General features: G+C 45.3%; 22 protein-coding genes. 19 read left to right on the top strand and 3 right to left on the bottom strand.

Annotated features, from left to right (window positions below):
* Nucleotides 1–93 precede the first annotated feature (93 nt).
* From ACFVU8_RS13650 to ACFVU8_RS13620, 7 genes are read left to right on the top strand one after another with little or no spacing between them, the layout of a single operon-like run.
* A complete protein-coding gene (locus ACFVU8_RS13650) occupies nt 94–1,758 on the top strand; it encodes an ABC transporter substrate-binding protein (protein ID WP_387427868.1) in 1,665 nt (554 codons plus the stop codon).
* Nucleotides 1,759–1,770: 12 nt separating this feature from the next.
* Entirely contained in the window at nt 1,771–3,180 is a 1,410-nt protein-coding gene (locus ACFVU8_RS13645; protein ID WP_387427866.1) for an amidohydrolase, read from the top strand.
* A 48-nt stretch (nt 3,181–3,228) separates the two neighbouring features.
* Nucleotides 3,229–4,251 carry an ABC transporter ATP-binding protein gene (locus ACFVU8_RS13640; protein ID WP_387428028.1) on the top strand — a complete coding sequence of 341 codons (1,023 nt, stop codon included), beginning with the start codon at nt 3,229–3,231 and terminating at the stop codon, nt 4,249–4,251.
* Nucleotides 4,248–5,225, top strand: a complete 978-nt coding sequence (locus tag ACFVU8_RS13635; protein WP_387427865.1) for an ABC transporter ATP-binding protein — start codon at nt 4,248–4,250, stop codon at nt 5,223–5,225. The genes ACFVU8_RS13640 and ACFVU8_RS13635 overlap by 4 nt, the downstream gene beginning before the upstream one ends.
* A gap of 29 nt (nt 5,226–5,254) precedes the next feature.
* Complete coding sequence (locus tag ACFVU8_RS13630; protein WP_379468319.1) at nt 5,255–6,205, top strand: ABC transporter permease; 951 nt, start codon at nt 5,255–5,257, stop codon at nt 6,203–6,205.
* Between the two features lie 51 nt (nt 6,206–6,256).
* Nucleotides 6,257–7,138 (top strand): oligopeptide ABC transporter permease, encoded by an 882-nt coding sequence (opp4C, locus tag ACFVU8_RS13625; protein ID WP_379468317.1) that lies wholly within the window; start codon nt 6,257–6,259, stop codon nt 7,136–7,138.
* 53 nt (nt 7,139–7,191) lie between these two features.
* The gene (locus ACFVU8_RS13620) at nt 7,192–7,941 is read left to right on the top strand and encodes a gamma-glutamyl-gamma-aminobutyrate hydrolase family protein (RefSeq protein ID WP_379468112.1); all 750 of its coding nucleotides are present in this window, start codon (nt 7,192–7,194) and stop codon (nt 7,939–7,941) included.
* 323 nt (nt 7,942–8,264) lie between these two features.
* On the opposite strand, the gene ACFVU8_RS13615 is transcribed toward ACFVU8_RS13620, so the two are convergent.
* On the bottom strand, nt 8,265–8,627 hold the full coding sequence (locus ACFVU8_RS13615) for a hypothetical protein (RefSeq protein WP_387427864.1): 363 nt from the start codon (nt 8,625–8,627) through the stop codon (nt 8,265–8,267).
* A 224-nt stretch (nt 8,628–8,851) separates the two neighbouring features.
* Between ACFVU8_RS13615 and hutH the strand changes: the two genes are divergently transcribed.
* The 12 genes from hutH (at nt 8,852) to ACFVU8_RS13555 (ending at nt 20,000) form a co-directional block, all read left to right on the top strand.
* Nucleotides 8,852–10,465 carry a histidine ammonia-lyase gene (hutH, locus tag ACFVU8_RS13610; RefSeq protein ID WP_379468108.1) on the top strand — a complete coding sequence of 538 codons (1,614 nt, stop codon included), beginning with the start codon at nt 8,852–8,854 and terminating at the stop codon, nt 10,463–10,465.
* 47 nt (nt 10,466–10,512) lie between these two features.
* A complete protein-coding gene (locus ACFVU8_RS13605) occupies nt 10,513–11,355 on the top strand; it encodes a transporter substrate-binding domain-containing protein (RefSeq protein WP_175372372.1) in 843 nt (280 codons plus the stop codon).
* Nucleotides 11,356–11,413: 58 nt separating this feature from the next.
* A complete protein-coding gene (locus ACFVU8_RS13600) occupies nt 11,414–12,091 on the top strand; it encodes an amino acid ABC transporter permease (RefSeq protein WP_387427861.1) in 678 nt (225 codons plus the stop codon).
* Complete coding sequence (locus ACFVU8_RS13595) at nt 12,078–12,800, top strand: amino acid ABC transporter ATP-binding protein (RefSeq protein ID WP_387427859.1); 723 nt, start codon at nt 12,078–12,080, stop codon at nt 12,798–12,800. The genes ACFVU8_RS13600 and ACFVU8_RS13595 overlap by 14 nt, the downstream gene beginning before the upstream one ends.
* Nucleotides 12,801–12,816: 16 nt before the next feature.
* Nucleotides 12,817–13,605 (top strand): IclR family transcriptional regulator, encoded by a 789-nt coding sequence (locus ACFVU8_RS13590; RefSeq protein ID WP_387427857.1) that lies wholly within the window; start codon nt 12,817–12,819, stop codon nt 13,603–13,605.
* Between the two features lie 48 nt (nt 13,606–13,653).
* A complete protein-coding gene (gene solA / locus ACFVU8_RS13585) occupies nt 13,654–14,781 on the top strand; it encodes an N-methyl-L-tryptophan oxidase (protein ID WP_387427856.1) in 1,128 nt (375 codons plus the stop codon).
* A gap of 235 nt (nt 14,782–15,016) precedes the next feature.
* A complete protein-coding gene (locus ACFVU8_RS13580; RefSeq protein WP_387427855.1) occupies nt 15,017–15,496 on the top strand; it encodes a DUF6530 family protein in 480 nt (159 codons plus the stop codon).
* A 2-nt stretch (nt 15,497–15,498) separates the two neighbouring features.
* A complete protein-coding gene (locus tag ACFVU8_RS13575) occupies nt 15,499–16,707 on the top strand; it encodes an MFS transporter (protein ID WP_387427853.1) in 1,209 nt (402 codons plus the stop codon).
* A gap of 23 nt (nt 16,708–16,730) precedes the next feature.
* A complete protein-coding gene (locus ACFVU8_RS13570) occupies nt 16,731–17,858 on the top strand; it encodes an AAA family ATPase (protein ID WP_387427850.1) in 1,128 nt (375 codons plus the stop codon).
* 134 nt (nt 17,859–17,992) lie between these two features.
* Nucleotides 17,993–18,952 carry a vWA domain-containing protein gene (locus tag ACFVU8_RS13565; RefSeq protein ID WP_387427848.1) on the top strand — a complete coding sequence of 320 codons (960 nt, stop codon included), beginning with the start codon at nt 17,993–17,995 and terminating at the stop codon, nt 18,950–18,952.
* A gap of 36 nt (nt 18,953–18,988) precedes the next feature.
* A complete protein-coding gene (locus ACFVU8_RS13560; RefSeq protein WP_387427847.1) occupies nt 18,989–19,348 on the top strand; it encodes a GIY-YIG nuclease family protein in 360 nt (119 codons plus the stop codon).
* 172 nt (nt 19,349–19,520) lie between these two features.
* Nucleotides 19,521–20,000, top strand: coding sequence for a DUF6530 family protein (locus tag ACFVU8_RS13555; RefSeq protein WP_066364853.1), 480 nt, complete (start codon nt 19,521–19,523; stop codon nt 19,998–20,000).
* A 101-nt stretch (nt 20,001–20,101) separates the two neighbouring features.
* Here ACFVU8_RS13555 and ACFVU8_RS13550 read toward each other — a convergent pair whose 3' ends face one another.
* Both ACFVU8_RS13550 and ACFVU8_RS13545 read right to left on the bottom strand, forming a co-directional pair.
* Complete coding sequence (locus tag ACFVU8_RS13550; protein WP_387427845.1) at nt 20,102–20,749, bottom strand: SGNH/GDSL hydrolase family protein; 648 nt, start codon at nt 20,747–20,749, stop codon at nt 20,102–20,104.
* A 188-nt stretch (nt 20,750–20,937) separates the two neighbouring features.
* Nucleotides 20,938–21,543, bottom strand: a complete 606-nt coding sequence (locus tag ACFVU8_RS13545) for an NAD(P)H oxidoreductase (RefSeq protein ID WP_387427844.1) — start codon at nt 21,541–21,543, stop codon at nt 20,938–20,940.
* Nucleotides 21,544–21,565: the final 22 nt, after the last annotated feature.

Raw genomic sequence — 21,565 nt, 5'->3', positions numbered from 1 at the left:
AAATCTATTGGACAGTGGAGATTCAATAATGGTAAATTTAGCTACAATTCATATTAAACAAATTGGAATAATCAAAATTGGGGGGTAAAAATTATGAATCGTCATTATCGTCGAACCATGCTCTTTATCGTTCTTGCACTTGTGCTCGTGTTATCTGCGTGTGGTTCCTCAACGAATACAACATCTTCTTCAGCAACGCAGGCACTAGCTACTGACAAGCCTAAAGAAGCTGAACCTTCTCCAAATAAGGAAGAGAAAGAGAAAGTTGTATATATAGGCATTGTGAACGTACCCGTCACGCTGAATCAAATTAATGATCAGGGCGATTCTGCTGCTGACAATGCTATTGCACTAATTAATGACTCTCTTCTTGATCTTAATGAGAAATTCGAATTTCTGCCAAAGATCGCTGATTCCGTGGAGACAACGGATAATCAAACCTTTGTCGTCAAGCTGAATCCTGCGGCTAAATGGAATGATGGGCAGCCGTTCACCACAGCTGATGTTGCCTTTACATTAAAAACAGCCCTTAACCCGAAGGTAGAAACCAACTTTAAGCTGAACTTTATCGAAGGCTTGAACGATGCCGGTAAGTTGGAAGAAGGAACGACTGAGATCAGTGGCTTGAAAATTGTAGATGACAAGACATTCGAGGTCAGAACTAAGACGCCAATCGATCCACTTATTTTCAAGGAACGTTTCGGTACCAAGGTGTTCTTCCTACCCGAGCATATTCTGAAGGATGTAGCACCTGAGCAGCTCTCCACGAACCCATACTTCCAGAAGCCGGAAGTTACGATAGGTGCTTTCAAGATCGCTAACTTTGCCCAAGGACAGTATGTTGAGGTGGTCAAAAATACCGACTATTACCGCGATGTCGCCAAGCTGGATAAAATTTTTATCAAAGTGCTGCCAGCCACCAACCTTGTCGCGCAGCTGCAAACTGGGGAAATTCAGATGAACTCTGTACCTGTAGGTCTCATCCCTATTACAGATTATGAGAAGGTCAAAGGATTCGAGAATGTCGACCTGGCCTCAGGAAACCCTTCTGTACCCCCTGAAATCTTTTTTAACAGTAACAAAATTGCAGATCCAAAGGTACGCCAAGCCATTGCTTATGCGCTCAACCGCACCTTGATTGTAGACCAGCTGCTTAAAGGTCAAGGAGAGGTCATTGACGGAGGTATTCCGAGCTACCACCCTTACTTTAATAAGGATATTGAGAACTATAGCTATGACCCGGAGAAAGCAAAGCAGCTGTTAGAAGAGGCCAATTGGGATAAGAAACAGCCGATTGAATTCCTCGTTCCGGTAGGCAACAAAATCCGCGAGCAGGCTGCTGATATTCTTGTGCAAAACCTGACGGCCGTTGGCCTCAACATTCAAGTGCAAAAGTTTGATTTCCCTACACTAATCCAAAAGGTGCAAAAGGGTGATTACGACATTACCATCTTCACCCGTGACTTTTATATTGAGCCGAGCTCCTACTTCACTCTGTTCAAGAGTACCAATCCGGGCAACTTCTTGAATTATAAAAACCCGCTGGTTGATGAGCTGATCACTAAGGGCGAAACGGAAGCCGACCCGGCTAAACGCCAAGAAATTTATAACAAGCTCCAGGAGACCCTGCATGAAGATGTACCATCCCTGGCTGTTTATTCGGAAAAAAGATTACTAGCAGTGTCTAAGGACGTACTTGTCGGCAAGCCGCTCGATATTGGGATGTTCAACAACATTAATGAATGGGATCTAAAATAGCAGGAGGAGAGCATGAGTAAAAAACAACTGGTTAACTGGCTTGAAACCAATAGAACTACTTATGAGGAGCTTGCGCTGCGCATCTGGAATCGCCCTGAGGTAGCTTATACGGAAGCTTTCGCCTCAAAGCTGCAGTCAGAAACGCTGGAGGCAGCCGGTTTCCGAATTACTTCTGGCATAGGTGGTGTACCAACAGCTTTTGTGGCTGAGTATGGCTCGGGTGGACCAGTACTCGGTATCCTTGGGGAATATGATGCGCTTCCGGGGCTTTCGCAGAAGGTGAGTGCGGTTCGTGAGCCCATCACTCCTGGCGGACCTGGCCACGGATGTGGCCATAACCTGCTGGGGACGGCAGGCGTGGAAGCTGTGACCGCATTAAAGCAAAGTCTGGATGAGGAAGGATTGTCAGGTACGATTCGTTATTATGGTTGCCCAGCGGAAGAGGTTTTGTCCGGCAAAACATTTATGGCGAGAGCCGGTGCTTTTGATGATCTGGATGCTGCGCTCACATGGCATCCCGGGAACTCGAATGCCGCTTGGAGCATTCGAACATCGGCACTTACTTCTGTTGAATTTTTCTTCAAAGGCCGTGCTGCCCATGCAGGCGTAGTTCCGCACTTGGGACGCAGCGCTCTGGATGCAGTCGAGTTGACCAATGTTGGGGCTAATTACTTGCGTGAGCATGTGCCAGACGGATCGCGTATTCATTATACGATTACAAATGGGGGAGAAGCACCGAATATTGTACCCGATGAGGCAAGCGTCTGGTACTACCTCCGGGGCGTCAACCGCAAGCATGTGGACGAACTGCTGGAGCGCCTAATCAAGATCGCCCAGGGAGGTGCGCTGATGACAGAGACGTCGGTCACTTGGGAGATTAAAGCGGGTGCTTATGATTTGAATATAAACGAGTCGCTAAATCAATTGCTTGTGAAGCAACAGGACGACGCAGGTGAGCTGAGCTTCTCAGCTGAGGATCAAGAGCTGGCGACAGCTCTTGCAACCACCCTCGATCCGGATTTGTTGCAAGCCGCTAAGAAACGTCATCAGGAGTGGGGGAAGACAGACGAGCTTCTGCCAACGGGTTTCTACGAAAACCGCTCTACTTCACAGACAACGGGTGGCGGTTCTAGCGATGTGGGTGATGTGTCTTGGATTACGCCAGTGGGTCAGATTACTACAACCTGTGCACCACTTGGTGTACAGGTACATACCTGGCAAGCGACGGCTGCTTTTGGTTCGCCAATTGGTCTTAAAGGTATGCACCATGCCGCCAAGCTGCTGGCCCTTGCAGCTTACGAGCTGCTAACAGACGGCGGAGAGGCATTGAATAAGGCCAGAACAGAATTTTTAAACTCGACACAGGGCAAGCCCTATATTCCGGCTATCCCGCAAGATGTGCACGCACCCGTTCTTATTTGAGAAGTTGAACGCGGACGGCTTCATTTTGTCAGAAGGGCGGTGAATCATATCACTAATCTATTGGAAATCGATCGGCTGCAAACTGTATTTTGGAATGGGAAAGAAGACGTAGTTGCTGTTCAGGATATTAGCTTCAATCTGAAAGCAGGGGAGACGATAGGCATTGTTGGTGAATCTGGTTGCGGAAAGAGTGTGACCTCACTTTCAATTATGAGACTGCTCGGCAATAATGGCCGGATTAAGCAAGGGGAAATTCGCTTTAATGGCCAGAATATAGCTGCGAATTCCGAGAAGGAGCTCCGTACCCTAAGGGGGAAGGAGATATCTATGATCTTCCAAGAGCCGATGAGCTCGCTGAATCCCGTTCTGACGATCGGACATCAGCTTGTGGAGATGATTCAGTGTCATACGAGCCTTACCCGCAGGGAGGCCAAGGCTTATGCTATTGAAATGCTGCATAAAGTCGGATTACCTCATGGTAAGAATCTAATGAATACCTATCCGCATACGCTTTCTGGCGGGATGCGCCAGCGAATTATGATTGCTATGGCGTTGTCTTGTAAGCCTAAGCTACTGATTGCCGATGAACCGACGACAGCACTTGATGTCACGATCCAAGCGCAAATTTTGGAGCTGATGAAGGTGCTTCAGCAAGAGAGCAAAGCAGCGATTATGCTGATCACTCATGATCTGGGTGTCGTAGCGGAGATGGCGGATCGTGTAGTCGTTATGTATGCGGGCCAAATTGTAGAATCGGCTGATGTATTCACGCTCTTCCGTGAACCGAAGCATCCCTACACGCAAGGATTGATGGCATCCATCCCGAGTATTCATGGAGAGAATGAACGGCTACAGGCTATTCCCGGCACGGTGCCCTCGATCACAAAAATGCCTGAGGGCTGCCGTTTCCATACCCGTTGTGCCTTAGCGACCAACCGTTGCCGGCAGGAACAGCCGGAGCTTAAAAGTGTGGCGGGTGAGCATCAAGTACGATGCTGGGTCGTCGAGGAGCAGACGATACCTTTATCAGACCTTGTAAATTCCCGGCAACAGGAGGCTAGCGTATTATGATCGCAGATTCTCCGCTGCTTCAAGTAGAACAGCTGAAGACGTATTATCCGATTAAAAAAGGTGTATTCTCACGTACTGTCGGTCATGTAAAGGCGGTAGACGATATTAGCCTGAGCATCCATAAAGGCGAAACACTCGGACTAGTTGGTGAATCCGGCTGTGGCAAATCGTCTTTCGGTCGTTCGATTGTACGACTTGAGAATCCTTTTGAAGGTCGGATATTGTTTGAAAATGAGGATATTACTTACCGGAAGCAAAAGGAACTCAGGGAGGTTCGTACGCGGCTTCAAATCATTTTCCAAGATCCTTATGCATCACTTAACCCACGCCAACGAGTGGCTGACATTTTGGCAGAGCCGTATATTGCGCATAATTTAGCAACCGGCAGTCAGGTACAGGCGCGTGTGAACCGACTGCTTGATATGGTCGGACTGCCACAAGCTTATAAGAATAGGTACCCGCACGAGTTCTCCGGTGGCCAGCGTCAGCGGATCGGGATCGCTCGGGCAATTTCATTTGAGCCTAAGCTGATCGTCTGCGACGAGCCGGTATCTGCGCTGGATGTATCGATTCAAGCACAAATACTGAATCTCTTGTCCGATCTGCAACGAGAATTGAATCTGACCTATCTATTTATTGCTCACGGAATCGGTGCGGTGAAATATATTAGCACTCGAGTGGCTGTGATGTATTTGGGGAAAATCGTCGAGATTGGTGATAAGGATGAACTATTCCGCAGTCCGAGGCATCCTTACACGCAAATCTTACTTCAAGCCTATCCGAAGCCAGATCCGACCCTGCGTGCAGACAAACGTATCGTCATCCAGGGCGATGTGCCGTCTCCGGCCAATCCTCCCAGTGGCTGCCGATTCCATACACGCTGTCCGTATGCACAGGAGCTATGCCGCGTGGAAGAACCGGTATTAGACGAGAAGCCGCATGCGGTTGCTTGTCATTTTCCTCTTGCCCAATAGAGTTATGAAAGAGAAGGGAGGAGTCGGCCATTTTTCAATACATTATACGCCGAATCCTGATTGCGATCCCCGTCCTATTGGGGATTACAGTGCTTAATTATTTCATTATCAAGCTTGCGCCTGGCAATCCAGTTGATATGTTCATCGATCCGAATACCCCAAAGGAAGTCCTTGAGCTCAGGAAAGAGATTCTGGGTCTGAATGATCCTGTGATTCTGCAATATTTTAAGTGGCTGCTGAATCTGCTGCAGGGTCAGTTAGGTTACTCTTTCAGCTCGTATGCACCCGTTACCAAGATTATCGGCGAAAGAATCGGTCCAACTTTACTGCTGGCCTCTGCTGCGCTTATCTTCGGTATGCTTATTGCCATTCCTGTTGGTATTCTTAGTGCTGTTAAGCAAAATACGAAGTTCGATTATATCATGACAGGCCTTTCTTTTATCGGTACGTCTGTTCCGCAGTTTTTTCTCGGTTTGGGCCTGATTTATGTATTTGCTGTTCAATTGAAATGGTTCCCCACGGGCGGGATGGTTACACTCGGCGGCGCAGGGGGGTTCTGGGATCGTTTTACCCATATGATTCTGCCTGTGTTTGTGCTAGGTATTGTTATTGCAGGGAAAAAAGTGCGATATGTACGGGCAAGTATGCTGGATGTAATGAATATGGACTACCTGCGTACAGCAAATTCCAAAGGCCTGCATCCGTTTATTGTCACGAATAAGCACGCGTTGCGTAATGCGCTTATCCCGATCATTACAGTAGTTGGCATGGAGATTCCGCTGTTGTTAGGCGGCAGCATTCTTATTGAGCAAATATTCCAATGGCCAGGTATCGGCCAGTTGACGATTCAATCCATATTGTCCCGTGATTATCCAATACTGATGGGATTGAACCTGGTAGCGGCACTGATTGTACTTACGACCAACTTGCTTACCGATCTACTGTATGCAGCAGCTGATCCGCGTATTAAATACACTTAGAGAGGGGTGATCGACTTGGCATTATCTCCGTATGAGCTTGATGAGGGCTCCATGTCTGCAGTGATCCCTGCTGAGAGCGTTAAACCGGAGACGGAGGATGCTTTTTTAAAGCAGTTATTCACTCGCTTCATTCGGCACAAGCTGGCCGTTGCCGGGCTTGTAATAACTGTGTTGCTTATCCTTGTGGCATTGCTGGCACCGTGGATTGCTCCGAACGACCCTAAAGAAGTAACGGGAGTTTTCTCAGCTCCCCCTTCGGCAGAGCATTGGCTTGGGACGGATCAGGTTGGACGCGACGTTCTGAGTCGTCTCATCTATGCGACGCAAATTTCACTTATCGTCGGGTTCGTGACAGTAGCTCTATATGTGACCGTTGGAACACTAATCGGAATCGTGTCCGCTTATTTTGGCGGCTGGCTGGATATGGTGATCATGCGGATAACAGATATGTTCATGGCGTTCCCCTTTTTGATGGTTATTCTTGTAGTCATTAGTATTCTAGGCTCGAACATGACAACGATTATTCTCGTCCTGGCCTTGTTCTCCTGGCCGGGCGTCGCACGGCTTGTTAGAGGTAGCGTACTGTCTATTAAGCAGCTTGACTACATTAATGCAGGCGTCGCTCTAGGGCTGAGCACGCCGAGGATATTGTTCCGGCATATTTTCCCCAATGCTGTTGGACCTATCATTGTGAACGCAACCTTTGGCATTGCTTCTGCCATTATGAGTGAAGCGGGCCTTAGCTTTCTCGGTATGGGGGTGCAGCCCCCGACAGCTAGCTGGGGTAATATGCTTACGGACGCACAATCATTGACGGTATTAACTGATCAGCCATGGCTGTGGGTACCTCCGGGGGCAATGATCCTGCTCACTGTGCTTGCTATAAATTTCGTAGGTGATGGTCTGCGCGATGCGCTAGATACCCGCCAGTAGTCTGGCGTTCCTTGCACACAAGGCCCATACCATGAGCGTAAAAGGAGTTTATCATGAAACCTGTTATCGGCATTACAAGCACATTAGCCAGATTGAACGCTTATAGTGAAGGAGTATACGTTCATCAGGATTATCACATTGCGGTAGAAGCGGCGGGTGGTCTCCCCATCGTTCTGCCGCTTGCTTCAATAGAAACAGTTAAACAATTGATCGACCTTTGTGACGGACTGATTTTTACGGGAGGTGAGGATATCGATCCTTCCAGATACGGCGAAGAGGCCATACCTGAGCTTGGACAGACACTGGCAATTCGTGACGTGATTGAGCTGGAAGCGATTCGCTATGTTCTAGATACTGATAAACCACTACTGGCCATCTGCCGCGGAGTGCAAGTTCTAAATGTTGCCCTCGGCGGTACGCTCTATCAGGATTTGCCGAGCCAGTATGAGGGAGCTCTAGAACATGTGCAGCGCGACGTTCCTCGAAGCAGAGATACCCATGATATTTTGCTTGCACCTGAAAGTCGATTGGCTAGCATTTTTGGGAGCAGTCAAGTAAGGGTCAACAGTCTTCATCATCAGGCACTTCGGGAGCTCGGAGTAGGATTGCAAGTGACGGCAACGTCACCTGATGGTGTAATTGAAGGGGTTGAGCATACGGGGAGAAGTTTTACAATCGGGGTACAGTGGCATCCTGAAAATATGGCAGCGGCTAACGAGCGTCAAATGACGAAGCTATTTGCAGCTTTTGTGGAGCAGGGCCGTACGTGGAGGGATCGGAGTAAACAAAACAACGGTGAATAAGACTGCGGTAAATGAGATCGGGCGACTCTGCTGTTAATTATAAAAGTAAATACACAATACGAAAAAAAAGGATTCGATGCATGGGTGATCCAGGCAGGTCGCTTTGCGAGAGTGGCTGCCCATAACGCCGATGCCGAATCCTTCTAATCGCGTGTTGTACGCTTGAGACGTATATTGGAAGCCTTGATCCGAATGGAGCACGGCATCCGAGGTACGTCTATTTTGCTTTCCCACTGCTTGACCGTATCCAGTGCGAGCTGCGCATCATTTCGGTCTGGACAGGTATTTCAGAAGCCGCCAACCTTCTCGTTTCTGTATGCCGCTTAATTATCGAGGTTTACGTTTTCCTCACCTGGAACAATTTCTATATTGGAAATCAGGTTATTTGCGACAGTAAAGAAATAATAAAATAGTTGGGGACTTCCCGGGAAATTGCCGCTGGTTAGGGAAGTTACAATGACTATTCCGTGTTTGTCTTCCACGTTTATAACCTCGGATCTCAGCTTAAATTCGTCATTGGAGTCTCCGCGCCACTTCTTGATGGCCTCAAGTCCATTAAAATGTTTGTCTTCACCGATATCGTGAACATGAGCGTCGTTTGCCATGCAACCGTCAATGACAGTATTGTCATTGGTATTTAGGGAATCCATGTAGATTGCAATTGGTGTGGGTAGTTGAAAAGACATGATTACTCCTCCTTTGTAATTCAACTGTATCATTCATAACTAGACTACAGTATGTCATGTTATGAATGATCTTATGATTCCGACCTGCAAGACAAATTCCGACTAAACTTATAAGTTAAGTATTGACACGGAAACATCTATCTCTTACACTTAACTAAAATTAACCAAATAAAGAAACATCTGTTTCTATTATAGAAACAGATGCAGGATGCGGGGGAATGTTTATGAGCGAAGTAATACTAGATGGAGAGAACATAAAAATTGAAGATATTGTTAATATCTCCAGACATCATGTTCAGGTTCGAATTGCTGAATCTAGTAGAAGAGAAATTATTAAAGTCAGAGAATACATAGAGAAGAATTGGATCAGAAGTGACGCCCCCCCAATCTATGGTTTTAATACTGGCGTAGGTAAATTGAAAGATTTCAATATTTCGGTTGAAGATAATGATTTGTTTCAAAGAAATATTATTTTGTCACATTGTGGGGGCGTTGGCGACCCTGCATCAGAAGAAGTCGTTAGAGCGACCATGGCGGTAAGATTAAATGCTTTTTGTCAGGGTGTATCCGGGCTGAGGATTGAAGTGGTGGACAGGCTGGTCGAAATGCTGAATAAAGGTGTCCATCCTGTAATTCCCGTGCAAGGCTCAGTTGGAGCATGCGGCGATCTGGCGCCTTTGGCTCATATGGCCTCTGTTCTCATCGGGTATGATGCTGCTGAAGCCTACTATGAAGGTGAGATTTTACCTGCTCCGGAAGCTTTAAAAAGAGCGGGTATCTATCCGATCAAATTCGAGCTGAAAGCAAAGGATGCACTCGCGCTCATTAATGGAACGACAATGTTTGCAGGGATGGCTGTACTTAATTATTTCGATGCTGCAAAGCTAGTAAAAGAAGCAGAAGCTTCTGCCTCGTTAAGTATTGAGGCTATGCGTGGAGAATTGGCGGCATTTGATGAGCGAATCCATCTTGTCAGACGGCAAAAAGGGCAAGTAGATAGCGCCAGCAATATTAGAAGACTTGTCAGAGATAGTGAGCGCACGACTGAAGATGCAAGGAAGGTTCATCTTAAGCATGATGTCCTGCATCCAGAGTATCAGCCGCGCGTTCAAGATTTATATTCCATCCGCTGTCTGCCGCAAGTACATGGTTCTTGTAGGGATAACCTGAACTATGTCAGAGAAATTCTGGAGCGGGAAATCAATGCAGCTACAGACAATCCACTTGTGTTTTGGAATGAACAAGGGGAGCTTGATTTCTTAAGCGGAGGGAATTTTCATGGTGAACCGATTGCCTTTGCCATGGATATTCTAGCTATGAGTCTAGCGGAAATCGGGAATATTTCGGAACGACGAATTTTCGCACTATGTGATTCAACGCTTAACTATGGCTTGCCGCCAATGCTTGCCGGAGAACCTGCGGGTCTGAATTGTGGTTATCCTGTTATATCATGTGCAGCTGCAGCGATCGCCTCCGAGAATAAAACATTATGTTTTCCTGCCAGTGTAGATACCCTGTCTACTAAAAGTAATCAAGAAGATCATGTAAGTATGGCCCCTTGGGCATGCAGGAAGACAAAGCAAATCATCGATAATCTTCCTAAAATTATTGGGATCGAATATTTGCTCGCCTCAAGAGCCATCTATATTACAAGAGATGTACTGGGTGATTTTAAACTAGGGGCAGGCACGCAAATCGCATATGACGTGTTACTAGATGCCATTCCGTTCACAGATAATGATACATACATGCCTTCGCTTTCTAAGGGAGCTATAAAACTAGCTGAATCTGGTGAGATTGTGAAAAAAATCGAAGCCGCAATTGGAGATTTAATTTAGTAGATTCATGTTTCAAAAACATACAATTAATAAGGGAGTGGATTTTTATGAAAAAGAAAGTTTTCAAACAATGGATGCTTATTAGCTTAGTAGGGGCGTTAGTGTTGGTATTATCGGCTTGCGGAGATAAAAATGACGACACTCAGGATGCGCTGGCGGCTATAAAGGCAAAAGGTAAGATCGTGGTTGGTAATAATGCTGTATTCGCTCCATTTGGATTCCATGCCATCGTTGACGGTGCAGATCAGAGAGTCGGCTTTGATATTGACTTAGCTAAAGAAATTGCCAAGGATATCGGAGTGGAAGTGGAGTTCAAACAACTAGATCTGGATGCATTAATTCCAGCCCTCAAAGCTGGCCAGACTGACATCTTGATTTCAGCTTTATCGGCAACAGAAGAAAGAAAGCAGCAGGTTGATTTCTCGGATATTTATTATCTGTCCCAAGATATTGCGTTGATTCAAGCTTCGGACAAGGACAAATATAAAAGCCTGGACGATCTAAAAGGAAAGAGAATCGGCGTGCAGCTGAATTCTACGGAGCAAACGCTAATGCAAGCTCAATTCCCGAATGAGAATCTTGTTCTGATGGACAACATGAATACGCTAAACCTTGCTCTAAAAGCTAAGCAGGTTGATGTTGTTATTAGTGAAGGTCTTGTTGCAAAAGTTGCTGTAGCTGCAAATCCCGAGCTTGCGATTGCTGATGGAATCGTTATCGATGATTCTGCTTTAAACAGCGCTGGAGTTGGAGTTGTCGTCAAAAAGAATGAAGATGCTTTGCGTGAATCTATCAACAAAACCATTAAACGACTTCAGGATTCTGGAGATCTTGATAAATATATTCAAGCCGCTTCCGAATTGGCCGCAAAAAATCAGAAAAATGAATAGAGAGTCCGAATTAAATATGCCTGGATAAGGTTTACGTGCATAAAGAGGAGGCATATCATTGCTTGATTTTAGTTCTCTAGACCGCTATATTCCTAAATTTCTTGAAGGTTTGAAAGTCACCATAGGCTTATCAATAGCAACCGTTATTTTAGCCACGGTTTTAGGCTTTATCATCTATTTTATGAAAGCTTCCAAATCCGGCATCGGGAAATTTAGACCTATAAGCGCGTTTGCTGTGGTTTTTATTGAGCTGATGAGAGGAACTCCACTGCTATTACAGATATTGCTTGTTTTTTCGGGTGGTAAAATGCTGCTGGGTATCGATATCTCAGCATTTCAGTCGGCTGTTATTGCGATTACCTTAAATGCCAGCGCATTTATAGCTGAGATTGTAAGAGCAGGTATCGAGGCTGTTGATAAAGGGCAAATGGAAGCGGCAAGAAGCTTGGGCATGTCTCGTAGCTTGGCTATGAGACTTGTCATTATGCCACAGGCAATCAAAAACATTTTACCAGCTATAGGGAATGAGTTTGTGAATATCATAAAGGCTTCTTCAATGGCCTCTGTAATTGGCGTTGGAGAATTGACATTAGCAGCCAAGATTGTGCAAGGCGCCACCTATCTTGCTCTTGAACCGTTAATCATTTCGGCCGTGTTTTATCTTATCCTAACGTTCTCGTTGGGTAGGTTGATGAGCTGGATCGAAAGGAGGTTTAAGAGCAGTGATACACGTTAAAGACCTGTATAAAAACTTTGGCAAGACCCCAGTATTATCGGGCATCAATCAACATTTTAAAAAAGGGGAAGTAACGGTTATTATTGGTCCCTCCGGTTCGGGTAAATCAACTTTGCTGAGATGCTTGAATCTGCTGGAAGCCCCCACCTCTGGATCGATTATTTTCGATGGTCAGGATATTACGGATAAAAAGGCAGATATCAATAAGATCAGGCAGAGAATGGGCATGGTATTCCAGCAGTTTAACCTCTTCCCCCACAATAACGTCATCAATAATATTATGCTTGCACCTATTCATGTTAAGCGGATGTCTCAACAGGATATTTATAAACGCGGATTAGAGCTGTTAAGCCGGGTGGGTTTGTCCAGTAAGGAAAAGGATTACCCGGCTTCTCTCTCAGGGGGGCAAAAGCAGCGGATCGCTATAGCCAGAGCCTTGGCAATGGAGCCGGAAGTCCTGCTATTTGATGAACCTACATCTGCGCTAGATCCTGAAATGGTGGGGGAAGTGCTCGATGTCATTAAAAATTTGATTAAAGAAGGGATGACAATGGTGATTGTCACCCATGAGATGGGCTTTGCCCGAGAAGTTGGCGACCGGATTCTATTTATGGATAAAGGGACCATTTTAGAAGAAGGTACGCCAGAGGAAGTATTTTCTAATCCTAAACATCAAAGAACAATAGAATTCCTATCGAAAGTTTTGTAATGATAAGGAGAATTTTATGTCAGGAAATGATACAGACCAACTGCAAACACTGGATAAGGGATTAGAAGTTCTTATGAGACTGGTTGAACGGGATGGAGGATGGGGAGTTGCTGAACTCGCAACTGCCTCCGGCTTCAATAAATCAACCACCTTCCGTATTCTTCGTACACTGCAACGGCGGGGATTCGTTTCCCAGTTGCCTGATGGAAAGTATGAAGTGCGTGTGGAAATATTTCAATTCATCATGGACCGTCTGTCCGGGAGATTGAACTTCCAGCGGATTGCACGTAGTGAATTAGAACGTCTGGCTCATGAAGTGAGAGAAACGGTTACCTTATCCATTATTTCTAATCGTCAGGTGAAGTGTCTGGACAAAGTGGATAGTCCTGCAGCTGTCCATGTCACGCATTTGATCGGACGTTTGAGTCCGATTAATAAGGGATCATCGGGGAAGGCGATTCTTGCTTTTCTTGACCAAGAAGAGCTGGAAAGATATATGGATTCATCTGCGTCGAAGCCATCTTCTGAACATGAAACTGCGAATCGCCAGAAGTTATTAAATGACCTTGTGATCACCCGTCGCATGGGATATTCGGAATCACACCAAGAACTGGACCAAGGTGTCAGTGCGGTAGCAGCTCCCATATTCGATCGCTTTGGAAGGGTGATAGGGAGCCTTACCGTTCTAGGTTTTACGCAAGATTTCACACCTGATTTTTGCATACAATATGGGTCAGCCGTTAGAAAAGCAGCTGCTACAATTTCAGCGTCCCTCGGTCATTCCTTGACACCAAAACCAATTTGACAGAAGATTGATATTCAAATATTTAAGTTGGCATGGAGGTTAAAGGGTATGAAATTTGATGTAATCATCATTGGTGCAGGTTCAATGGGAATGGCCGCAGGTTATTTTTTAGCCAAGAGTGGCAAGAAAACCTTATTACTAGACTCCTTTAACCCACCACATAACAAAGGTAGCCATCACGGGGAAACTAGAATTATCAGGCATGCTTATGCCGAGGGTGAGGAATATGTTCCATTTGTTCTTAGAGCACAAGAATTATGGACTGATCTAGAACAGGCTACTGGAAAGCAATTGTTTCTTCAAACAGGGGTCCTCAATGTAGGTGAGGAAGGATCCGATTTTACGCGAAATATTATCTCTAGTGCTGAAAAATATTCGTTGCCACTCGATATTATGGATTCTAACGAAGTTCATCAGCGTTGGCCTGGGATCACTTTACCTGACGATTATATTGGGTGTTTTGAACCTGCGTCGGGAATACTGAAAAGTGAGGAATGTATCCAAGCTTATAAAGAGCTTGCCGAATCCCACGGTGCTACAATCCTCACTAATAGTAGAGTACAAGATATTTCCGTTCTAGATGACAGAGTAATTATTAAAACGGACGAAGAGACCTTTTACTCCGATGCGTTGGTTGTCTCCGCAGGTTCATGGTCAGGGGAGCTACTCTCGACGATGCTCGATTTGGATCTTCCTCTTACAGCCGTAAGAAAGACTTTTGCTTGGTTTGATGCTGATGAAAATAGTTATAATCATGAGCAGTTTCCAGCCTTTAACTTTGAGACTCCAGAAGGTATCTATTACGGTTTTCCAAGTACGGATGGCTGCGGCTTAAAGGTAGGACGACATGATGGCGGAGATGAAATAAATCCGGATGAATCGATGCAAGAGTTTGGTGAAGTAGCAGGCGATAAGGAAGATTTGAGGCAATTTTTGAATGGATATCTTCCTGAAATTCAGCAACTGAAGTATGGGAAAATTTGCATGTATCCGATGATTCCTGATGAAAAATTTATTATCGATTTACATCCAAAGTATCCTAACATTGCGATTGCAGCAGGGTTTTCAGGACATGGATTCAAATTTAGCAGTGCAGTTGGACAAGCCTTGAGCAACCTGATTATTTCAGGGAAGAATGACGTAGATCTCTCTCATTTTTCACTCAAGCGATTTTAAAAGTTTCGTGTAGGCTAACATCATCAATATAATGCTGAATATCACTAGAGCAAGTAGTGAAAAGGTGACTTCTGAATGAATCAGAAGTCACCTTTTTTTGTTCTTGTGCTACAAATTCCGCTAAGGAGTGATTTCCAAATTTTTAAAAAGCGGCTTGACGAACAAAAAAGTTCAAGATATTATTGAGCAGTAAATTAGTAATTTAGTAAATTAGTAAATGAGAAGAGGGAGCAAGATGAAAATTCCTACAACGTTAAAGCATAAACCTGTAGTTGTAGTGGAGAATTATGAGAAGGTTGACGGCCGATTGGCCAGAAACACAGACGCGCAGGGCCTTTCCCTGGGATTGGCGCAGTGGAACGATCGGGGAAAGGTCGATATTTCGGCTAAAGTATGGAGATACACGGGAGAAAAGTGGTCAAGACAATCGGAAGAACTGCCTCTCCATCGTGTTCTGGATTTGTCCATTTTGATCTGCCGGACCTTGGCCCATTTTCAAGAAGCTTATCGCTATGAGCATTTATATGATCCGAAGCAGCCGGTTCTCGATCGTATTGCCCTGCAAGGTGATGCTATGACCGTGGCGGTCGATGGGGCCAATGAAAAGATTAATAAAGATATTCAGCTGTTCAGTCAGGCACTGAGTGATGATGATGAAATGATCAGCGAGCGTCTGAGTGCGCTATCGAAAATTTTAGAAGATATGGGGTATTAAAAATGTTTGCGAATCGCTATGTTCGAACAATTATCCTCTCCCGGGTGCTGCTGCAGCTGGGGATATGGATCCGTAATTATGCCGTCCTGCTGTATGTTTCCGAACTGACGCATAATAATCCGGTGGATATATCATTGATTTCGGTTGCAGAATTTGCACCGATCTTTATATTTGGCCTGATTGGCGGAACCTTTGCCGACAGGTGGCGGCCGAAGAGAACGATGGTCTGGAGTGACTTGTTGTCTGGTTTGTCCGTTGGGGCTGTGCTGCTTGCGGTCATAAACGGCGGATGGGTTGCCCTTCTGATCGGGTCTTTTGTTTCTGCCAGCTTGTCGCAATTTTCTCAGCCTTCGGCGATGAAACTATACAAGCGACATGTGCCTGCTGAACAACTGCAGGGCGTGATGGCAATGTCTCAAACGTTGGTCGCTGTCTTTACGGTGCTGGGACCAGTCATCGGTACATTTATTTTTATTAAGTTTGGGATTAACGTGTCTCTGATTTTGACGGCAGTGATGTTCCTGGGCTCTTCCTTCATATTATCGACCCTTCCGCGTGATGAGGCGGAACCGAAGTCAGAGAATAACGGTGGCTTCATCAAGGAGTTAACGGCTGGACTGCGCTATATCAGGGACAATAAATCTTTAAGAACACTGAGTATGACGTTCTCGGCAGTCGGTTTGGCTTCCGGATTGACTCAGCCCCTGCAAATCTTCCTGGTCATCGAGAATTTGGGACGGGATAGACAATTTCTGCAATGGCTCGTGATGGCCAATGGGGCAGCGATGCTGGTAGGCGGAGCCGCTATTATTGCGATAGCCAAGAAGTTTAAGCCACAGACATTGCTTTTAGTCGGCCTGCTTGTCAATGCCGTCTGTACGGTGGGAATGGGTGCGTCCAAGCAAATTTGGCTGACCATTGTTCTGCTCGTAATCAGCGGTCTGTTCTACCCTTGTATCCAAGGCGGAATTCAGACGCTTCTTGTGCGGAACACAGAGGGAGCATTCATTGGCCGGGTATCCGGAACGATTATGCCGATTTTTATGGGGATGATGGTCGTTGGAATGTTCATCTCTGGTTATCTCAAGGATGCATTTTCCTTAATAGGAGTATTTGCGGTGAGTGGTATGTTTGCGATGCTTGGTGCGCTGTTGCTGCTCCCTATTGTTGTTAAGAAGAGCAGTAAAGCCGAAGCAGGCCCGACAGCATGACGGGCAAGAAGGAGAGATAAACAATGCAAGAACATGAGGAATATTATTTGTCACCTGAGAGATCATTGACGGATGCGGAAAAAAAGCTGGTGTGGCAAAAGCCCATGTCTCATAAGCCCGGCGAAGAGGAACAGCGTATCAGTAACGAAGTGAAACGGAACTGGAATCGCGGTGAAATGAAAATCGCCAATATTCTATTAGAAGGTGATGCCGGCTCTGGCAAAACCCAATTAGCCAAAGCGTTATCCGCTAATTTTGGGCTACCCTATACAAAGGTGACCTGTTTTGCGGACATGGATAAATCGGATATCATTGGCGCGATATTACCGGTGATTTCTTCTGAACAATTAGAGAAACTGGAGCCTGTAGAGCAAACTGTTCTGAAAGCTCTGTATGAAAGCGACGGGTTTCAAAGTGCCACTGAAATTTTGATGAATGCATTGGAGATTACCCAGGAGCAAGCAGGCTTAAAGATGAAGCAATTGCTGAAGATAGCTGCGGAACACAGTGAAGGGGAAACTGTTGAGTACCGTTTTTACCCTTCAGAGATCGTTAGGGCTTATCAGCAAGGCTATCTTCTAGAAATACAGGAACCAAACGTCATTCGTGATGCAGCCGTACTCATGGCGCTCAACTCTGCTTTAGAACTGGACGGAAGTATTAATCTTCCCACTGAAATCATTCACAGACATCCAGACTTTATCGCGGTCATTACCACCAATCGTAGTTATGCTGGGGCGAGACCGCTCAATGAAGCGCTGCGGGACAGAGTCCAGCACTCGGAGAAAATGAATCTGCCAACGAAAGAAGTCATGGTGGAACGGGCAAAAGTCAAAACTGGTTATCAAGATGACCGGGTACTCAGCGTATTAGCAGATACGATTATCATTTTGGATACTACTGCCCGGACCAATGCCATCAAAGGTGTAGCTGGAATGCGTTCCTTCTTTTACTGGGCAGATGCGGTTGCAGAAGGCGCCTCGGCCAAAGAATCGCTATATCATAAGGTTATCTACAAAATAACTACCGATGCAGAGGAAATAAAGATTTTGGAAGAAGCGCTCGAAAAACATGGTCTACTCACAGGCTTAGACACCGTTACGACGGGTGAGGTAAAAAAAAACGAAAATCTAGCGATGACGCAGCAATAGAGATTAAGTTATGGGGAGATATAGGGGCCACTGAGGTTAACAATGACAACGGGGCAGACGAAGAGGGAATTGCACTCAAGAAATCTGCGGATAGTGAAGAGAACTCCTCCCGTGTATCCGATGACTCTACCGATATGAAAAGTACGGATACCGGAGAAAACGGCTCTCCGCAATATCATCAGGCCAACCCCGAACCGATGTCTGAAGAGGAGAAACAAAAAGAGCGCAAATTCCGTAAAAAACTCAATCAGACCGCAAGAGCGATGGTGTCAGATTCCATTCATGAGCGGGTTAAGCTTATTGTTCACCGTCCTGATTACGATCAGGAACACCAAAAGGAATATGTCAGTCTAAGCCAGGAATTGATGCCGATTGTCCAGGAAATTGCCCGCAAGACGCTTCCGCTTCTGGAACATGAGACATCTTCCGAATTCGAGCGTAACCGTTACTATGGCAGCAAGTTTCAAGCAGATAGCGTGGCGTATAAGGATTACAGGTATTTTGCCAAAAAAAGACCGCCAACGGAATCCCCTTCCCTTGTAGTTGGTCTAAGAGTGGACGAATCTGCTTCGATGGCAGCGTTCGGAAGACTCGAAGCAGCCAAGCGAGCAGTTATCGCGGTCTATGAATTTTGCCAAATATGCAATATACCTGTCTTAATCTATGGCGATACTGCGGATGTTTCAAGGCTAGAGCAAATGTCGATCTTTGCTTATGCTGACTTTGATAAACCAGATAGTAATGATCGATACAGGCTGATGCGGATTCAGGCTCGAAGCAATAATCGTGACGGAATGGCCCTTCGAATTATGGGGGAACGGTTAGCCGTTTCGCCAGAGCAGACCAAGCTGTTAATTAGTATCAGTGATGGGCAGCCCAAAGCAATGGACAATTATACTGGAAGATATGCCATTACAGACATGCAGCAGACGATAGAGGAATATGAACGGAAAGGTATTACCTTCCTTGCAGCCGCTATTGGTCAAGACAAGGATGTCATTAGTGAGATTTATGGCAATGAAAGATTTTTGGATATTACGAATTTACGCGAGTTTCCTGCGAAGCTGGTGCGGATTATCGCCCGGTATTTGTAAGTTCGTTTTATATAATTACGATAAGGAGAGAAAGATATGGATATGAAAAAGCGCAAGGAGCTGCTTGAGGAATACAAGCAAATTAAGATTTATATGGGTGTCGCCCAAATCAAAAACAACATCAACGGCAAAATCTTCATCGATAGCTATCCTAACTTGAAAAATAAATGGTTTACTTTGCAGATGCAACTGGATCAAGGGCGATTCGCAAATGCCCAATTGCAAAAGGATTGGAAGGAGTTCGGAGCGGATGCGTTTACCTATGAGGTGCTGCAGCAGAAGGAAACCGATAAGATCACGGATATACGCTGGGAACAGAAACAAATCTTGAAGCCGTGGCTAGAGAAGCTACAGCCATATGGAGACAAAGGATACAATAAGCCTCCAAAAGAATAAATGATCTCATAGATATATTGAGGTTAGAAGCCCGTCAATGGAACAATTGGCGGGTTTTGTAATTCCATTGAAACCTGTCTAAAGACCGATTTGACTAACAGTGAAATTAAAGATAAGATGAAACCGTCGTTTACTAAATTAGTAAATAGGTAAATGGAATGAGGGAATTATAATGAAAATACCTACAACGTTAAAACATAAACCTGTTGTCGTATCGGAGAATTATGAGAAGGTTGACGGCCGGATGGCGGGTAACACGGATGCGAAAGGTCTTTCCCTGGGACTAGCCCAGTGGAACGATCGAGGAAAGGTCGATATTTCGGCTAAAGTATGGAGATATACGGGCGAAAAATGGTCAAGACAATCAGAAGAACTACCGCTTCACCGCGTTCTTGATTTATCCATTCTGATCTGCCGGTCGTTGGAGCATTTCCGCGAAGCCTATCGATATGAGAATTTGTATGACCCAGAGCAGCCCGTGATCGACCGGGTTGGCCTGCAAGGGGATGCCATGACGGTATCGGTATGTACGGACAATGAACGAATTAATGAAGATATTAAGCTGTTCAGTCAAGCGCTAAGTGATGACGATGAGATGATCGGCGAGCGTCTGAGTACGTTATCCAAAATATTAAAGGATATGGGATATTAAAATATTCCCTGCCCACCGTATATCGGAAATCATGGAGTCCTGACTCCATGAGGTATAGAAGACCCGAAGAGTAATCTTCGGGTCTTCATCATTTTCATCGATTAGAGGAGAGCTAGTTTGCTGTTCTGAACGGTAGATAACCATTGCTCGGCAATGATCTGCTGACCGGCACTGGTTGGATGGACGCCATCCCAAATCCAATAAGCAGCTTCAGCACGCCGGCAAGCTTCATTAAATGCAGCTTGCAGAGGCACAAATATTGCACCGAACTCTGCTGCTAATTCCTTTGTTATCTTTTGATACAGCTGGATTCGTTCTTGCCATTGATCCCAACGATCTTCTGTTGCACCTGTTTTTAATATAAATGGTTCTAGCAAAATTATTTTGGTGTCCGGGAGTACTTCTCTGGTTTCTTCAAGAAGGATCTTGTAAGCGCGACCAAAACGGTCCGTGACTCCACTAGGTTCACCATCCATCGATCTCCAAGCGTCATTGGCCCCAATTAAAATGCTAATCACATCAGGCTTCAGTGCGATGGCATCCTCATTCCAGCGAGCATATAAATCCGAAACACGGTTGCCGCTGATTCCACGATTGATAATTAAAGGCTGTTTCTCAGCCAGATCGTGACCAAGCTTGGAACCAATCAGATACACATAGCTGTGTCCCAAAATATGATTGGGATCATCACTGCGGCCTCTTGATCCATCTGTAATGGAATCGCCTTGGAACAGTATCGTTGTCATCATCCATTCCTCCAAAAATAATAGGTATTCGCATCCTAATCTGTAGTATATAACGATAACCTGCTTTGAACCAATATGGTCAGATATTAGATTCTAAAATTGCTGCGCAATCTATTTTAAGTCGCTAATGTCGACGTCATAATGATGAACAAACAGCCCGTTAGAGGAAGTTATCTAACGGGCTTAGTAAATTAAAATTGTTGGCCAATACGATAAGCTTCATTTAAGATAGCGTCGTAATGTCTTTTCTCTTTTTCGGGATCGTCAGGGAATTTCTCAATGGTCTCATACAAGTAGTGAACAGATGCTTCTTTAACTCCAACGTAATCCACCAAGTAGGTCAATTCTCTATTTATTGCAACATCATGACCGTGTTTCTCGAAATGCGGCTGTGTTCCTCCAACTAAAGACACCCAACTTATTTTTTCTACTGGCAAACGGTATCTTTCGTTGGTTACACTATCTTGTCCGTAGGCAAATCCATTATTCCATACCCGGTCGATATAGCCCTTCAGCATGGCAGGTACGCCAAACCACCACAATGGGAAGACGAATAGAATGGCATCATTGTTTCGGATGCGCTTCATTTCCCGCAGCACTTCTTCCGAATATATTTTATTCGGATTGTCCCAGTCTGGCTCATCAGCTGGATGTAGGAGAGGATCAAAGCCTTCTGCATACAAATCCGCAATTTCGTATTCATGCCCAGCTTCCATTAATCCTTTTGCCAATTCTTTCGTGACACTTCCCGTTAATGAATCTTGTCTGGGGTGAGTTACTACCACTAGTACTTTCATTATATAATTCCTCCATTTTGTA

It is taken from the genome of Paenibacillus sp. NPDC058177, assembly GCF_042883835.1.
Classification (GTDB): domain Bacteria; phylum Bacillota; class Bacilli; order Paenibacillales; family Paenibacillaceae; genus Paenibacillus_AQ; species Paenibacillus_AQ agri.
Note: the sequence above shows the minus strand (reverse complement) of the source record. Positions and strands in the feature narration are given on the sequence as shown.

What these genes read in the sequence shown, in the direction of transcription:
- ACFVU8_RS13570 (WP_387427850.1), top strand. Translation starts at nt 16,731, where the DNA reads ATGCAAGAACATGAGGAATATTATTTGTCACCTGAGAGATCATTGACG.
- ACFVU8_RS13560 (WP_387427847.1), top strand. Translation starts at nt 18,989, where the DNA reads ATGGATATGAAAAAGCGCAAGGAGCTGCTTGAGGAATACAAGCAAATT.
- ACFVU8_RS13645 (WP_387427866.1), top strand. Translation starts at nt 1,771, where the DNA reads ATGAGTAAAAAACAACTGGTTAACTGGCTTGAAACCAATAGAACTACT.
- ACFVU8_RS13550 (WP_387427845.1), bottom strand. Translation starts at nt 20,749, where the DNA reads ATGATGACAACGATACTGTTCCAAGGCGATTCCATTACAGATGGATCA.
- ACFVU8_RS13620 (WP_379468112.1), top strand. Translation starts at nt 7,192, where the DNA reads ATGAAACCTGTTATCGGCATTACAAGCACATTAGCCAGATTGAACGCT.
- ACFVU8_RS13580 (WP_387427855.1), top strand. Translation starts at nt 15,017, where the DNA reads ATGAAAATTCCTACAACGTTAAAGCATAAACCTGTAGTTGTAGTGGAG.
- ACFVU8_RS13635 (WP_387427865.1), top strand. Translation starts at nt 4,248, where the DNA reads ATGATCGCAGATTCTCCGCTGCTTCAAGTAGAACAGCTGAAGACGTAT.
- ACFVU8_RS13565 (WP_387427848.1), top strand. Translation starts at nt 17,993, where the DNA reads ATGAAAAGTACGGATACCGGAGAAAACGGCTCTCCGCAATATCATCAG.
- solA (WP_387427856.1), top strand. Translation starts at nt 13,654, where the DNA reads ATGAAATTTGATGTAATCATCATTGGTGCAGGTTCAATGGGAATGGCC.
- ACFVU8_RS13575 (WP_387427853.1), top strand. Translation starts at nt 15,499, where the DNA reads ATGTTTGCGAATCGCTATGTTCGAACAATTATCCTCTCCCGGGTGCTG.
- ACFVU8_RS13555 (WP_066364853.1), top strand. Translation starts at nt 19,521, where the DNA reads ATGAAAATACCTACAACGTTAAAACATAAACCTGTTGTCGTATCGGAG.
- hutH (WP_379468108.1), top strand. Translation starts at nt 8,852, where the DNA reads ATGAGCGAAGTAATACTAGATGGAGAGAACATAAAAATTGAAGATATT.
- ACFVU8_RS13545 (WP_387427844.1), bottom strand. Translation starts at nt 21,543, where the DNA reads ATGAAAGTACTAGTGGTAGTAACTCACCCCAGACAAGATTCATTAACG.
- ACFVU8_RS13615 (WP_387427864.1), bottom strand. Translation starts at nt 8,627, where the DNA reads ATGTCTTTTCAACTACCCACACCAATTGCAATCTACATGGATTCCCTA.
- ACFVU8_RS13605 (WP_175372372.1), top strand. Translation starts at nt 10,513, where the DNA reads ATGAAAAAGAAAGTTTTCAAACAATGGATGCTTATTAGCTTAGTAGGG.
- ACFVU8_RS13590 (WP_387427857.1), top strand. Translation starts at nt 12,817, where the DNA reads ATGTCAGGAAATGATACAGACCAACTGCAAACACTGGATAAGGGATTA.
- ACFVU8_RS13650 (WP_387427868.1), top strand. Translation starts at nt 94, where the DNA reads ATGAATCGTCATTATCGTCGAACCATGCTCTTTATCGTTCTTGCACTT.
- opp4C (WP_379468317.1), top strand. Translation starts at nt 6,257, where the DNA reads ATGTCTGCAGTGATCCCTGCTGAGAGCGTTAAACCGGAGACGGAGGAT.